This window comes from Actimicrobium sp. GrIS 1.19, assembly GCF_035984655.1.
In the GTDB taxonomy this organism is placed as follows: Bacteria; Pseudomonadota; Gammaproteobacteria; order Burkholderiales; family Burkholderiaceae_D; genus Actimicrobium.
In genome coordinates this window covers 136,806-151,496 of record NZ_JAXCHT010000005.1, presented here as the reverse complement: position 1 = coordinate 151,496, position 14,691 = coordinate 136,806, and the positions used below count along the sequence as shown (strand labels likewise).

The following is a 14,691-nucleotide window of genomic DNA, read 5'->3' as shown; positions in this document are numbered from 1 at the left end:
ACAGGCTGATAAAACCACGCGCCGCCGTCCAAATTTTTTTGCGTCCTGCTTTTTTCCGCACACCGCAGGCGCTTCTTATTGCATCGCAACAGGAAACAAAAAGGCGGTCTGGCACTGCCAGCAACTGTTTCTCTGCGTGAGAGAAAAATACCACGCCCGTGCCGGCAAAACGCGTTGATTACGTAGAATCCACAATCGTTCGCGATGCGTTTATTGCCAGCCGTAGCGGCGCAGATAAAACCGCTTCATGCCGGTGGTCAGGAGGCAGTAGCCAAACAGGATCAACGCCAGCCAGCCAAAGTACGCCGGCGGCAACGGGGTTAACCGGAAGTATCCGGCCAGTGGCCCCTGTGGCAGGAACAGGCCGAAGGCCATGATCGCCAGCGTCAGCCAGAGCAACGGGGCGGCGGCGCGGCTTTCGATGAAGGGCAGTTTCGGCGTGCGCAGCATGTGCACCACCAGTGTCTGGGTCAGCAGGCCGACGACGAACCAGCCGGATTGAAACAGACTCTGGGTCGCCACCGAGTTGGCATCGAACACCCACCACATCAGCGCAAACGTGGCGAGGTCAAACAGCGAGCTGATCGGACCGAAGAATCCCATGAAGCGGCCGATATCGCCCGGATTCCATTGCAGCGGCTTGCTGACCAGTTCGTCATCGACGTTGTCGAACGGAATGCCGGTTTGCGCGATGTCATACAGCAGATTCTGCACCAGCAGCTGCAGCGGCAGCATCGGCAGGAACGGAAGGAAGGCGCTGGCCACCAGCACCGACAGCACGTTGCCGAAGTTGGAACTGGCCGTCATGTGAATGTACTTGAGCATGTTGCAGAAGGTGATGCGCCCCTGTACGACGCCATCGTCTAGCACCAGCAGGCTTTTTTCGAGCAGGATGATGTCGGCGGCCTCCTTGGCGATATCCACTGCCGAGTCGACCGAGATGCCTATATCGGCCGCGCGCAGCGCCGGTGCATCATTGATGCCATCGCCCATGAAGCCGACCACGTGGCCGTTGGCACGCAGCGCCCGCACGATGCGCTCCTTGTGCATCGGCATGAGCTTGGCAAACAACTGATGCTGCTCGACCGCCAGCGCCAGCGCGGCGTCGTCCATCGCATCGACCTCGGGGCCCAGCAGCAAGGCCGTGCCGGGCAAGCCGACCTGCCGACAGACTCGCTGCGTGACGAGTGCGTTGTCGCCGGTCAGCACCTTGACGGCGATGCCATGCGCAGCCAGCGCCAGCAGCGCCGGTGCGGCCGAATCCTTGGGCGGGTCGAGAAATGCAATGAAGCCGATCAGCGTCAGCGCCGATTCGTCGGCAACCGCATACACCGACTGGTCCGGCGGCAAGGTCTTGAGCGCCACCGCCACCACCCGCAAGCCCTCCGCGCCGAGCCGTTGCGCCACCTGTTGCGCCTGCGCCAGCAGTGCGCCATCGAGCGGCACATCCTGCGCTGCGCGCCGCACCAGGGTGCAGATCGCCAGGGTCTCTTCCAGTGCGCCCTTGCAGATCAACTGGTGTTGCCCGTCAGCGCGTGCGACCACCACCGACATGCGCCTGCGCGTGAAATCAAACGGTATTTCGTCGATCTTGCGGTAGTCCTGCTCCAGCTTCAATTCGAGCGGCAACTCGACGTGTTCGAGCACCGCGCGATCGAGCAGATTTTTCAGGCCGGTCTGGTAATGGCTGTTCAGGAACGCGTAGTGCAGCACCTCGCTCGACGGTTGGCCGAACGCGTCGAGCTTGTGCGCCAGCGCGATCTTGTCCTGCGTCAGCGTGCCCGTCTTGTCGGTGCACAGCACGTCCATGGCGCCAAAGTTCTGGATCGCATCAAGGCGCTTGACGACCACCTTTTTGCGCGACAGCAGCACCGCGCCTTTGGCCAGCGTGGTGGTCACGATCATCGGCAGCATCTCCGGCGTCAGCCCCACCGCAACCGACAAGGCAAACAGCGCCGCTTCGGTCCAGTCGCCCTTGGTGAAGCCATTGACCAGCAACACAATCGGCACCATCACCAGCGCAAACCGGATCAGCAGCCAGCTCACGCTGTTGACACCGGCCTGGAAGGCATTCGGCGTGCTCTCGGTGTGGCTGGCGCTAAGGGCCAGGGTGCCGAAAAAGGTCTTGCCGCCGGTGCCGATCACCAGCGCTGTCGCCGCGCCCGAGACCACGTTGGTGCCCATGAAGACCAGATTGCTCTGCTCCAGCGGTGCGCTAGCCTTGCCGCGTCGCTCGGCAAACTTTTCGAGCGGCAGCGATTCACCGGTCAATGCGGCTTGTCCGACAAACAGGTCGCGCGCGCTCATGACGCGACAGTCGGCCGGGATCATGTCGCCGGCGGACAGCACCACGAGGTCGCCCGGCACCACCTCGCGCAACGGGATGTCGTGCTGCACGCCTTGCCGCAACACGGTGGCGGAGTTGCTCACCAGCGTTTTCAGGCTGTCGAGCGCACGATGCGAGCGCCCCTCCTGCACGAAGCGGATGGCGGTGCTCAGCACCACCATCACGCCTATCACCACCGTCGCCTTGCTGTCGCCGCTCAGTGCCGACAACAGCGCCAGCACCGACAGCAGCAGATTGAATGGATTGGCATAGCAGTGCCACAGGTGCAACCACCACGGCAGCGGTTTGTCATGAGCGACTTCGTTCGGCCCCAGGCGGCGCAGATTGCGGCGGGCTTCGGCGACCGTCAATCCATCGGCGTGCGACGCCAGTCGCGCCAGCGCGTCGGCCGGTGCATCGCTGGCAGCTTGCATCAACAGCCGCCCGAGTTGGTCCGACGGCGGTTGCGCCGGCCCCTGCCCGGCCAGCGTATCAATCAGCCGATGGCGGCTGAAATGGCGGCGCCGGCGCCGACGCAGCAAGACGCCGCTGAACCAGTCGGTCAGCAGCGCTGTCATGCCGGAGCGGTGTCGCGCAAGCGCGCAAGTCGGGCCAGCAAGTCGTCCGGATACGTGATTTCGGTGCCCGCGCTGCCAGCGTAGACCGCGCCGCTGTCGCCGTCGAGCGTGATCAGATCACCTTCGCGCACGGTGACTTTGCCGATCGTAACGGTGCGGGTCTGCGCATCGATTTGCAGGGCCGTGCAGCCGACCAGGCAGACCTTGCCGAGTTGCCGCGCCACCACGGCGGCGTGCGAAGTGCGGGCGCCGCAGGCGGTGAGCAGACCTTCCGCCAGATTAAGCGCGACGAGGTCACTGGTCTCGGCGTCGCGACGCACCAGAATCACGGCTGCGCCGGCATCGTGACGAACACGGGCGCGCGCTTCGTCCAGCGCGATTTCGCCAATGGCCACGCCGTTGCTGGCCGCCGCCGCAAGCGCCAGCGGCGTGAGGGTTGCCCCACCCGCGGCGACCACGCGCGGCTGCGCCAGCCGGGTGCGATCCAGTCCGGCCGTGCGCGCGCGCGCGGTAGCGGCGTCGATGACGCCTTCGTCGCACAGATCCAGCGCGATGCGCGCGGCCGCCAGCGCGGTGCGCTTGCCGGTGCGGGTTTGCAGCATGAACAGGCTGCCTTCCTGCACCGTGAATTCGATATCCTGCATGTCGCCGAAAGCGCGTTCGAGCAGATGTGCAGCATCCTGCAACGCTTGCCAGATCTGCGGCAACACGGCGGCAAGCTGTTGGTGTCCATGCGCACTGCGCCGTCCCGACACCACGTCCTCGCCCTGCGCATTGAACAGAAAGTCAACCCACAGGCCGGGCGCGCCGGAGGCCGGATCGCGCGTAAATCCGACCCCGGCGCCGGACAGGCCGCCAGCGTTGCCAAAGACCATGCGCTGCACCGTGACGGCGGTGCCGATGGCGTCGTCGATTCCGTTCATGCGGCGGTACGACCGCGCCTTGTCGGACTGCCACGACTGCAGCACGGCCTGGATCGCCGAGCGCAGTTGCACACCGGGGTCCTGCGGAAACGGCGTCCCGGCCGCATCGGCATACACCGCCAGAAAGCGTTCGGTCATGGCGCGCAGCTCCATGAAATCCAGCTCGCGCTCATCGCGTTCGCCAAACAGCGCGGTGCTGGCGTCCTCGAACACTTTTGCCGGCAGACCCGCCACCACTTCGCCATGGCTGGCAACCAGACGCCGATAGGCATCCCATACCAGCCGCGGATTGCCGGTCTGACGCAGCAGGCCGACCACGGTGCGGTCGCACAGGCCGATATTGAGCAGCGTTTCCATCATGCCCGGCATCGACACCGGCGCGCCGGAACGTACCGACAGCAGCAACGGCCGCGCGGCATCACCAAACGCCAATCCACTGGCACGTTCCAGCGACTGCAAACCGGGCTGATAGAACGCCGCCGTCGCGGCCTGCGTGCGGGCCTCGGCATCGAGGCAATAGTGTGTGCCAAGCACGAAGGCAGGCGGCACCGGCAAGCCCAGTTGCGCCATGCGCAACAGGTTCCAGCCCTTGAAGCCCATCGATGTTGCCGAGGCGCCCGGCGGCGCCGGTGTCGTGCCGTCGATCAAATACATCTCGTCGGGCCACGGCAGTTGTCGCGCAACCGGCGCAACCGGCGCGGCCCGGACCCGATCGGCCGCGCGTGGAAACGGATGCAGCATCGGCAGCCGCACGGCGGCAGCCGAATGCCGATGGCGTCGCTTCATCAGAGCACCCCGGCGGTGTCAAAGGCAACATCCCGCAAGCCATATGCGGCCACCAGCAAACAGTCCGAGGCCAGTTCCAGCGTCGCCGCCAGGTCGTTGGCCAACGTCAGTGACGCGGCATCCTTGAGCGTGCCCAGAATGACCCTGCGCGCCTCGCGCAACAGCGCATCGCATTGACGCTCGGCCTGCAGAATGCGCCAGGTAGCGGCCAGAAACGCGTCGTTGTCGACGACGCTGCTGTCGGCGCCAAGAGTGCGCGCAATGGCCAGCGCCTTGACCTGATCCTGCGTGGCCATCAGCACCGTTGTCGCCAACCGCGCCAGCGCGTCGCGCACCGCATCGTTCCAGCCTTTGGCATGGTCATCGGCGATCAGTGTGATGACGAACACCGCCTCTTCGAGTGCGTCGGCGACATCGTCGGACTGCTCGACCAGTTTTGCGAACGGCCGCCAGCGCGGTTGCCGCAGCGCCTGTTCGCGCGCGTGCATGACCAGATGATCGGCGCGCCGCTCCCAACTTTTTGCGCGCGTTGCCAGCTGGTGCACTGCCTTCGGCGCGGTCTCGATGCCATGCGCCAGCGCATCGCTGACTGCCTGCGCCAGCTCATGACAATAGCCGGCGTGTTCGGCCAGCAGATCGAATTCGGTGGTGCGATGACGCACATGGCGCGACAACAGCATGCGCGTCTCGTCGGCCACCAGCGCGGGCGGCTGGCCATGCTGCAGCGCCTCGCAGGCAGCGCGCATGACCGCCAGCAAAAAAGCGCGCGCATCAGCCGCGCCCATCACCTCGTCGAGCCGGTCGCCGATCTGAAACGCGCCGCCACCGGCGGCCTGCATGGCGGCAAAGATCAGGCGCTCGCCACCGGCCTGCAGCCAGCCGCGATGACCAATATCCTGACGCGCCGCTTCGGCCAACACGGCAATCGCGTCCTGCTTGCCAATGAACGCCTGCAGGCGCTTGCGGGCCCGATTCCAGTCGATCAGAAAGACGATGCGCGAACCAATTCCTTCGAGAGTCGTCTGCAGTGCCGCCGTATCGACACAATCGAAATGCGCGGTGCCGACCGAATACGCCTCGCCGCCATTGAGCGCGGCGCTGGCACGCGATTCCAGCGCCGACCAGTGCGCGCCGAACGGCGTGAGCAGCGCAGCAAAGAATTCGAAGCGCACCCGATGCAGGTCGGAATAGGTCAGCGCGATCGTCATTCCGGTGATCTGGATGACCAGCACATGGGCGTCGTTGGTGCCGATGTCGTTCTGCAGCAGCAGCCGGTCGCCGTCGCGGGTCGCCGCAGTATCGAGACCGGGATGATCGAATTTCAGCGCTGCTGTGCGATTGAGCCCACGCATGAACGCCGCCACCAGGGCGCGATCGTCCTCGTGCAGATGCCAGACATGCGCGCCGTCGATCACTTCGCTGCTCAGTTCGCTGGCCAGATGGTTGATCTGCTTGTGCAAATCCATGATCAGCAGATGAAGGCTGTCGGCGCCGCCGCGCTGGCCATGTATGAGTGCGGCCAGACGGGCGTCACTGAGGCGATCGGCCGGCAAACCGCCGAGCCAGTCCAACCAATGCGCCACGCGCTGATGCAGCGGGTCGCTGGCCTCGGTGATTTCCATCACTGGTCGCGCCATGGTGGCCAGATCGTCCAGCAGTGCGTTGATCAGTTTGGGCTGATCGGGAAAGGTCAGCGCCTCGTCGGCGCGCCGGGCGCTGGCGACGAGCGCCAGCAGCCAAGCGCCATCGACTCCGGCGGCACGCATTTCGGCACCGAGATCCGGCGCCTCGCGCTGCGGATGCGATGCGTGCGTCGAGGCCGCCTGCAACAACGTTAAATACAGCTTGAGCCTGTCGTTGGCGCGCAATGCCGCCGTCACCCAGGCCGGCAACAATAATCCTCGTTGCCCGAGCGAGGCAACTGCAAGTTCTTTTTGCATGACATCCTTAGTCAGACGACGTCAGCGCACCTGCGGTGATCGACGCTCCAATATAAACAACCAGCTTCGCACCATCGGTTCGCCAACGCACGCCGGCGCAGTCACAATAGGGTTAGCGGAACACCATGACAGGCATCATCGTGTGCGCCAGCACCTTCTGCGTTTCGCTGCCGACAAACAAGCGGTTCAACCCCTTGCGACCATGCGAGGCCATGAAGATCACATCGCAGCTCTTGTTGTTGGCCACATTGATGATTTCTTCGTACGGGCTGAATGACTGGGCAACGCAGGTTTCGTACGGCACGCCGGCGGCGGCGGCGACTTCGGCGATGGTCTTGACATGCTGCTGCGCCATCGACAGCATTTTTTCCTGATAAGCGACCGCATCGACCGACATCGCGCCCTCCGACAGCGGCGAATAGGGATACGGCTCGGCCACCGACAGGCCGATGATCTTGCCGCCGCTGAGCCTGGCAAACTCGATCGCGGCGTTGACGGCTTTGTCCGACAGGGGCGAGCCATCGGTCGGTACAAGAATGGTCTTGAACATGATGAATTTCCTTTTATTTTTAAGGGTTAAGCCGTTGGCATCGGCACAGGCGCCTGCACCACCGGCTGGACGCCAGTCAGCAGGTACATCAACAACTCCTTTACCGGGCGGATCGCGCCGCCGAAGGGCAAGCTTTCCGATCCGCGGAAAAACAGGCCGCGCTTGACGTCGCCCTGCATCGCGAAACCCAGCTGGGTATCGATGCAGAATTGACCTGCCTTGGGATTGCCATCGCGCAGTCCGCAATGCTGCAGACAGTCGAAGCCGACCGTGCAGGCCTTGGGCTTGGCCAGGCGCTGCAGCTTGGCTTCCTTGTCGAGATAATTGGCCAGCCACGGCGTGCGCACCGCCCGCGCCGGCAGCCCGGCCACGCTCATGAAGGTGACAATATCCTCGGCTTGGGCGTTGACCAGGACCTTCTTGAAATTGATGTGGGCGTCACCTTCTTCGGTGACCGCGAACGGGGTGCCGAGCTGGACTGCAGACGCGCCCAGCGCCAGCAGTTCGGACATTTGCTGATGGCTGTGCACGCCGCCGGCGGCGATCAGCGGAATACGTTCGCGCTCAATGCCGAGCTCGCGAAACAGGGCGAAGGTTTCCTCCAGCACCGTGGCAAACGCAAAATGCGGGTCATTGACCTGATCCAGGCTGGTCGCCCCCAGATGGCCGGCAGCGAACTGCGGGTTTTCGATCACGATGGCATCGGGCAGGCGATTCTTGCGCATCCATTTTTTCAGGATCACGCTGATGCCGCGCGCGTCGGACAGGATCGGAATGAGTGCCACGTCCGGAAATTCCGCCGTCAAATCCGGCAGGTCGAACGGCAAGCCGGCGCCCACCACCACCGCATCGGCGCCGCTTTCGCAGGCCTGGCGCACATACGCGGCGTAGTCGGCGACGGCGCGCATGATATTCACGGCAATCATGCCGCGGCCCTGGGCAATGTCCTTGGCGGCCTTGATTTCGCGATCGAGCGCGACCAGATTGACGGCGTTGATGAATTCCTTGTCGCGCGAACCCTTGGTTTGCGCCATCAGATCGGCATGATGGCGGCGCAGGTCAACGCTGGAAATGGTGCCGACGGCGCCGAAGCTGGCGACCGTTCCGGCCAGCCGGTGCGCCGAAATGCCGATCCCCATGCCGCCCTGAACGATGGGCAGAACGGCACGGTTTTTGAGCTGCAACGGTTTGAATGGACTGGACAACACGATGGAAATTCCTGTTTGTAGATGCGACGCATCAAAGTAGCAAATTGCCCAGAAAATCCACTTGATGTGGATCAATCGGCACCCGATGCCCGCGCTGGCATAAAATGCCGACTTGCTGCCTGCAGTCTCCTTTCCGATCGTGATTTTTCCATGTCCTCGCCCGTTGCCGTCGCCACTCCCCTGATCCACTGGATTGAACATGACCAGCCGCACAGCGCACGCTGGCGCGCCGAGAGTGGCACGCCGCCACCCAAGCGGGTGGTGCTCGCGGATGACCGCACCACCGCCGACGCGGCCTGGCGGCTGGCCTGCGAGGGTACGGCGATGCTGTGGCGCGGCGATTTCCAGAATGCGCGGCAGTTGCTGCAGGCGATGGCGCGACGCATTGACCGCAAGGAACGCAAAGCCGCCACGACGCCCACGGAAGCCTTCAACCTGCATCGTCAGGCCCAGTCGCAACGGGCGCGTACGCTGGCAATGTTGCTGCTGCCGTTCAATGCCGACCACAGCCTGCCGCTGCGCCGGGCGCCGGACATACAGCTTGCCTGCACCGAGGCGTATGGTGCGGCGAACGAGCCGTATGTCGCTTCGCTGCGTGAACTGCTGGGACTGATCGGTGCGCACGAATGGCGCAAGACAGGCGTCGAGATCGCTGCGCTGGAGGCGCGCATCCATCCGCATTACGGCGTGTTTGCGCCGGTGCGCGGCGAGTATGTCGGGCTGGTCGCAGCGACGCCACTGCCGGGCCGGACGCTGGCCTTCGACATCGGCACCGGCACCGGCGTGCTGGCAGCGGTGCTGGCACGGCGGGGCGTCGCGCAGGTCATTGCCACGGATCAGGACACGCGCGCACTGCGCTGCGCCAACGAGAACCTGACGCGTCTTGGCTATGCCGGGCAAGTCAGCGTGGTCGAGGCCAACCTGTTTCCGGACGGACGTGCGCCGCTGATTGTCTGCAATCCCCCGTGGCTGCCAGCGCGTCCCAGCTCGCCGCTCGAATACGCCGTGTATGACCCCGACAGCGCGATGCTGCGCGGCTTTCTGAGTGGCCTGGCGGCGCACCTCACGCCTGCCGGCGAAGGCTGGCTGATCCTCTCGGACCTGGCGGAACATCTTGGCCTGCGGCCGCGCGCCCAGTTGCTGGCATGGATCGAGGCGGCCGGATTAAAGGTGCTCGGCCGCAACGACGTGCGCCCAACCCATCCCCGCGCCGCCGATGCCAGCGATCCGTTGCATGCCGCACGGGCCGCAGAAGTAACGTCCTTGTGGCGGCTCGCGGCACAATAGAAAAAGCCCGCCGACAATGCGCGATTGTCGACGGGCCTCTTCAGGACAACGGATTTTCCGACTATCCCTGTGCGATGCGCACGGCGATATGCGCCAAAGCCTCTTCCACCTGATCCACCAGGATCAGGCACAGGTCACCCGGTTGCAGGCGCTCAAGCGCGGTATCGATGGCGACAAACTCACCGCGAATGTCATCGATCAGGCTGGTGCGGGTCGCCCCGACCAGTCCTTCGCGCAACAACGCGACGACTTCGCCATCCTCGCGACCACGCTGACATTGGTCCTGGTACAGCAGGACGTTGTCGAACGCGCTGCCGAGGATGCGGGTTTGCTGACGGATGTCTTCATCGCGTCGGTCGCCGGCGCCGCTGATGACCACCGAACGGCGCTTGGCCGGAATCGCTTCGATGGCCTTGACCAGCGCCAGGATGGCATCCGGATTGTGGCCGTAGTCAGCAATCAGCGTGGCGCCGCGGAACTGGAACATGTTGAACCGGCCGGGTGCATTGTCGATGTCGTTGACGAAGGTTTTCAGGCCGGCGGCGATGGTGCCCCAATTCAGATCGACGGCCCAGGCAGCTGCGACCGAGGCCATCACGTTTTCAACCTGAAAACTGATGGTGCCGCCGTGTGTGATCGGAATGCTTGCCAGCGCGATCTTGTGTTCGAACTTGCCTTCGGCGGCAACCAGCATGTCGCCTTCGACGTAGACCACACGCCGTCCCTGCGCGCGGTGCTTGGCCATCACCGGATTGCGCCGGTCGATGCCGAAGAACGTGACCGAGCCGGGACAATCATCGGCCATGCGCGCGACAATCGGATCATTCGCATTGAGCACCGCCACGCCGCTGTCGGCGACGTTTTGCACGATCACGCGCTTGAGCACGGCCAGGTCTTCGACGGTGGTGATGTAGTTCAGGCCGAGATGGTCGCCGGTGCCGATGTTGGTGACTACGGCGACCTGGCAACGATCAAACGCCAGCCCTTCGCGCAGCACGCCGCCACGGGCAATTTCGAACACCGCCGCATCGACATCCGGATGCAGCAGCACATTGCGGGCGCTGCGCGGACCGCTGCAATCGCCGGTATCGATGCGCTTGCCGCGAATGTAGATGCCATCGGTATTGGTCATGCCGACGCGCAAACCGCTGTGCGACAGCAGATGGGTAATCAGGCGCACCGTCGTGGTCTTGCCGTTGGTGCCGGTGACGGCGACGATCGGAATACGCCCGTCATCACCGCGTCCGAACATGTCGGCAATGATGGCTTCGCCGACGGCACGTCCCTTGCCAAACGACGGCGACAGGTGCATGCGCAGGCCCGGCGCGGCGTTGACTTCGACCACGCCACCGCCCTGCTCTTCCAGCGGTTTCAGGACGTTGTCGCAGACCATGTCGACGCCGCAGATGTCGAGGCCGACCATGCGCGCGGCGGAAATCGCCCGCGCCGCAACTTCAGGATGGACATCATCGGTGACGTCGGTAGCGGAACCGCCGGTAGAGAGGTTGGCATTGTTGCGCAACACCACACGGCGGCCCTTGGGCGGGATCGACTCGGCGTCGTAACCTTGCTTGGCAAGACTCGACAACGCGATATCGTCAAAGCGGATCTTCGTCAGCGAGGTCGCATGACCGGCGCCGCGGCGCGGATCGAGGTTGACCTGATCGACCAGCTGGCGCACTGAATGCTTGCCATCGCCGACTACCTGCGGCGGATCTCGCCGGGCGGCGGCGACCAGTTTGTCGCCCACCACCAGCAGCCGGAAGTCATTGCCGGGCAAAAATCGCTCGACCAGAATCGAATCGCGGAATTCGGCGGCCGACGCATACGCGGCGACGAGCTGTTCCCGACTGGTGACATTGACGGTGACGCCTTTGCCCTGATTGCCATCGAGCGGCTTGACCACCACCGGCAAGCCGATTTCGCAAGCGGCTTCCCAGGCATCGTCGACATCGTGGACTTCGCGGCCCTGCGGCACCGGCACACCGGCGGCGCTCAGGAGTTTCTTGGTCAGATCCTTGTCCTGCGCAATCGCTTCGGCGATGGCGCTGGTGGTGTCCATTTCGGCAGCCTGTATGCGTCGCTGTCGACTGCCCCAGCCGAACAGCACGAGGCTGCCATCGGTCAGGCGTCGAAAGGGAATATTGCGCGCCACTGCGGCCTGCACGATGGCACCGGTGCTGGGTCCGAGGCGCACGTCTTCGTCGAGGTCGCGCAGTTGCTGCAGTGCGTCAGCCAGCTCGAACGGCGTGTCGCCCAGCGCGGCCTGGCAGAGTTCTTCTGCCAGCTTCATCGCGAGGCGACCTACGGCCTCTTCGGAATATTCGACGACGACCTGAAAAATGCCGGGTTCGAGCGTCTGGTTGGTGCGACTGAAGGTGACCGGGCAACCTGCCTGCGCCTGCAGGCCAAGCGCTGCGACTTCCAGCACATGTGCCAGCACAATGGCCGACTGCTGACCACTTGGCTGCAACGATCCGATGGAGGGAAACAACTCGCGCAGGCGGGCCTCGAATCCGGGCAGGTTATCAATCGAACCTTCCATCTCGCTGCATCCGACGATCGCTTCGATTGCGGTGTGATGACTCCAGAGATTCGGGCCACGTAAGGCCCGGATTCTTGAAACTTCCATAAAGCAGCTGTCCTGTCCAATGGTTGAGCCGACCTGGTGTGTCGACTTCAGTAATGTGTTTTACGCGGATTAAGTTCAAAGGTCGTCAGCCCGGCAGCCAGCAAATCCGGACTCACGCCCAGCGCCCATGCTGCGGCAACTGCGGCGAGGATGCTTTCCGGTTGCGCTGCCTTGTTGGCTTTCAGTGACGAAAGCGTCATCAAGGTCAGTTCTTCGGCACCCTCGGCGAGTACAACGTTTCCATCTCGTAAAAAGATGACGCGATCGCCAACTGCGCGATGAGAAACAATCGGATCGAGGCGTCCATCCAGTCCGTAGAAGATAACTTTGCCGTCGCACAGGCTGGCCATTTCGACAACTTGCGGCTCGGCGGCATTCAGGATCGCGGTGCCGCTCGGTAAAATCACGTCGACCTGGGTGCGCAACACGCTGAACATCTGATCCGGCGCGTCGATGTAAAACTCACCGAGCGCGGTGTGGCCGTCGATATCGGTCACCACACCCACTTCGCATTTGTCGTAGGCCAGGCCCTCGCTCAGGATCATGTGCGCTGAATTTTCAAAAACGGCGGCTTCGACGCTGCGGTTGATCAGCAGACGTTGACCGGATTCCCAGTCTGGCGTCCTGGCTGGCGCGATCTGGCGGCTGTCGAGATACAGTCCGTCCGAACATGCCAGGCCAACGTGCTTGCCGTCGATCTGGATCAGCCACGCCACCAGCCGCGCGATCAGGGTGGTGCCGCGTGAACCGGCCACCCCGATGATCGGCAGTCGTCCGCTTTCATGCGGCGCAAAGAGATGATCGACGATCGCGGCGCCGACCGCGCGCGGCGATCCGCTCGCCGGTTTCAGGTGCGACAGCAAACCGGGACCGGCATTGACTTCGATGATTGCACCGCGCTGCTGCGACAACGGACGTGAAATATCCTGTGTCACCAGATCGATCCCGGCGACGTCGAGGCCGACGATGCGGGTGGCCAGCACGGCCATCGCGGCGACCTCCGGATGGACGTTATCCGTCACATCAAATGCGACATTGCCATTGCGCTGGATAAGCGCCTTGCGACCGGCTTCCAGCACGTCGTAGGCAGTCAGACCCTGGCGTTCGAGTTCGAGGATGATTTCGGCGGCGATTTGCGGCGATACCGTATTGAGCGGGAATTCTTCCCCGAGACCACGACGCGGGTCCGAGTTGATCTGCTGGTCCACCAGCTCGATGATATTGGCGGTTCCGTCGCCGGTCACCCAGGCCGCTTCGCCGGCGGCTGCGGCGACGACCCGGTCGCCCACCACCAGCAACCGGTGCTCGTTACCAGGCACGAACTGTTCGACGATGACGCTGCCGCCGCCCTTGCGATGGGCCAGGTGATAAGCGGCGACGATTTCGGCCTTGCTGCTCAAGTCGAGCGACACGCCACGCCCATGATTACCATCGTACGGCTTGACCGCCACCGGCACGCCAATGTCTTCTGCCGCGTCCCATGCCTCTTCGGCATTGGTGACCATGCGCCCTTCCGGCACCGGCACGCCACAGGCGCTGAGCAGCGACTTGGTGAGATCCTTGTCGCGTGAAATGCTTTCTGCAACCGCGCCGGTCTGGTCGGTTTCTGCGGTCCAGATGCGGCGCTGGTGCGCGCCAAAGCCAAGCTGTACCAGGTTGCCGTCCGTAAGACGAATTGCCGGAATCTGCCGCACGGTCGCCGCATCGACGATATGCGCCGTGCTCGGGCCGAGACAGCGTCGATCCACCAGGTCGCGCAGCGTCACCAGTGTGGCGGGCAAATCAAAAAAGCGTTCTTCGATCAAGGCCATCAACAGATCGCGTGCCGCCGCCAGCGCGGCGCGGCCGACCTGCTCCTCGCGCGTGCGGAAGGCCACCTTGTAGACGCCACGCACGCTGGTTTCGCGGGCCTTGCCGAAGCCGGTGCGCATGCCCGCCAGGTTTTGCAATTCGAGGGTGACATGCTCCAGGATATGGGCAGCGTAGGTGCCCTCGCGCAGGCGCTGCAAAAAACCACCGCGCTCGCCGACGCCGCAACGATGTTCGATCAGGCTCGGCAGCAACGCGGTCAGCCGCTCATACAGGCCGGGAATCAAGTCAGAGGGGAAATCTTCCAGAGCGCCAATGTCAACCCAGGCTTCGATGCAGGGCCGGTACGTCCAGATATTAGGTCCGTGCAAATGGGTTACACGGAGGATTTCGATATCTTTCTTCTTCATCATTTCTCTAAGTTCAGCTTGCCAGGTTACTGCGGAGCCGCATCGCAAGCGATGTGCAGGTCGGTTCGCAAAGGGTTTCGCTCAGTTTTGCGCAGCGCCTGGGGCATCCGGCGTGGGCGTCTGGAATGTGTTGCGGTATACTGCGTTCCGCATTGCCTTCCATCTGTCTGGTCAAGTTTCCTTCAGATTATTTCCCTAGACAGAATACCGCAAAACTGCGCTGCCGTGACCCGCAGGAACTG

General features: G+C 63.6%; 8 protein-coding genes. 1 reads left to right on the top strand and 7 read right to left on the bottom strand.

All coding sequences use genetic code 11. From position 1 onward, the window contains the following. Window positions 1-210: 210 nt before the first annotated feature. From mgtA to RCH09_RS06145, 5 genes are all read right to left on the bottom strand, one after another. Window positions 211-2,904, bottom strand: a complete 2,694-nt coding sequence (gene mgtA / locus RCH09_RS06165; protein WP_326940171.1) for a magnesium-translocating P-type ATPase — start codon at window positions 2,902-2,904, stop codon at window positions 211-213. After that, window positions 2,901-4,613 carry a PEP/pyruvate-binding domain-containing protein gene (locus RCH09_RS06160; RefSeq protein ID WP_326940170.1) on the bottom strand — a complete coding sequence of 571 codons (1,713 nt, stop codon included), beginning with the start codon at window positions 4,611-4,613 and terminating at the stop codon, window positions 2,901-2,903. The genes mgtA and RCH09_RS06160 overlap by 4 nt, the downstream gene beginning before the upstream one ends. Next, window positions 4,613-6,553: a phosphate transport regulator gene (locus tag RCH09_RS06155; protein ID WP_326940169.1), complete on the bottom strand. Its 1,941-nt coding sequence runs from the start codon at window positions 6,551-6,553 to the stop codon at window positions 4,613-4,615. Before RCH09_RS06155 ends, RCH09_RS06160 begins: the two co-directional genes overlap by 1 nt. A 112-nt stretch (window positions 6,554-6,665) precedes the next feature. Further along, window positions 6,666-7,103 carry a universal stress protein gene (locus tag RCH09_RS06150; RefSeq protein ID WP_326940168.1) on the bottom strand — a complete coding sequence of 146 codons (438 nt, stop codon included), beginning with the start codon at window positions 7,101-7,103 and terminating at the stop codon, window positions 6,666-6,668. A 26-nt stretch (window positions 7,104-7,129) separates the two neighbouring features. Beyond that, window positions 7,130-8,314 (bottom strand): NAD(P)H-dependent flavin oxidoreductase, encoded by a 1,185-nt coding sequence (locus RCH09_RS06145; protein WP_442785010.1) that lies wholly within the window; start codon window positions 8,312-8,314, stop codon window positions 7,130-7,132. Window positions 8,315-8,461: 147 nt separating this feature from the next. Here RCH09_RS06145 and RCH09_RS06140 point away from each other — a divergent pair, with 147 nt between their 5' ends. Next, window positions 8,462-9,598 carry a class I SAM-dependent methyltransferase gene (locus RCH09_RS06140; RefSeq protein WP_326940167.1) on the top strand — a complete coding sequence of 379 codons (1,137 nt, stop codon included), beginning with the start codon at window positions 8,462-8,464 and terminating at the stop codon, window positions 9,596-9,598. Between the two features lie 61 nt (window positions 9,599-9,659). Here RCH09_RS06140 and cphA read toward each other — a convergent pair whose 3' ends face one another. Next, window positions 9,660-12,230, bottom strand: coding sequence for a cyanophycin synthetase (gene cphA / locus RCH09_RS06135; protein WP_326940166.1), 2,571 nt, complete (start codon window positions 12,228-12,230; stop codon window positions 9,660-9,662). A gap of 47 nt (window positions 12,231-12,277) precedes the next feature. Then, window positions 12,278-14,449: a cyanophycin synthetase gene (locus RCH09_RS06130; RefSeq protein WP_442785009.1), complete on the bottom strand. Its 2,172-nt coding sequence runs from the start codon at window positions 14,447-14,449 to the stop codon at window positions 12,278-12,280. Window positions 14,450-14,691 lie beyond the last annotated feature (242 nt).

Excerpts from the sequence above, each read along its gene's own strand:
- mgtA (WP_326940171.1), bottom strand. The coding sequence starts at position 2,904 with ATGACAGCGCTGCTGACCGACTGGTTCAGCGGCGTCTTGCTGCGTCGG.
- RCH09_RS06160 (WP_326940170.1), bottom strand. The coding sequence starts at position 4,613 with ATGAAGCGACGCCATCGGCATTCGGCTGCCGCCGTGCGGCTGCCGATG.
- RCH09_RS06155 (WP_326940169.1), bottom strand. The coding sequence starts at position 6,553 with ATGCAAAAAGAACTTGCAGTTGCCTCGCTCGGGCAACGAGGATTATTG.
- RCH09_RS06150 (WP_326940168.1), bottom strand. The coding sequence starts at position 7,103 with ATGTTCAAGACCATTCTTGTACCGACCGATGGCTCGCCCCTGTCGGAC.
- RCH09_RS06140 (WP_326940167.1), top strand. The coding sequence starts at position 8,462 with ATGTCCTCGCCCGTTGCCGTCGCCACTCCCCTGATCCACTGGATTGAA.
- cphA (WP_326940166.1), bottom strand. The coding sequence starts at position 12,230 with ATGGAAGTTTCAAGAATCCGGGCCTTACGTGGCCCGAATCTCTGGAGT.
- RCH09_RS06130 (WP_442785009.1), bottom strand. The coding sequence starts at position 14,449 with ATGAAGAAGAAAGATATCGAAATCCTCCGTGTAACCCATTTGCACGGA.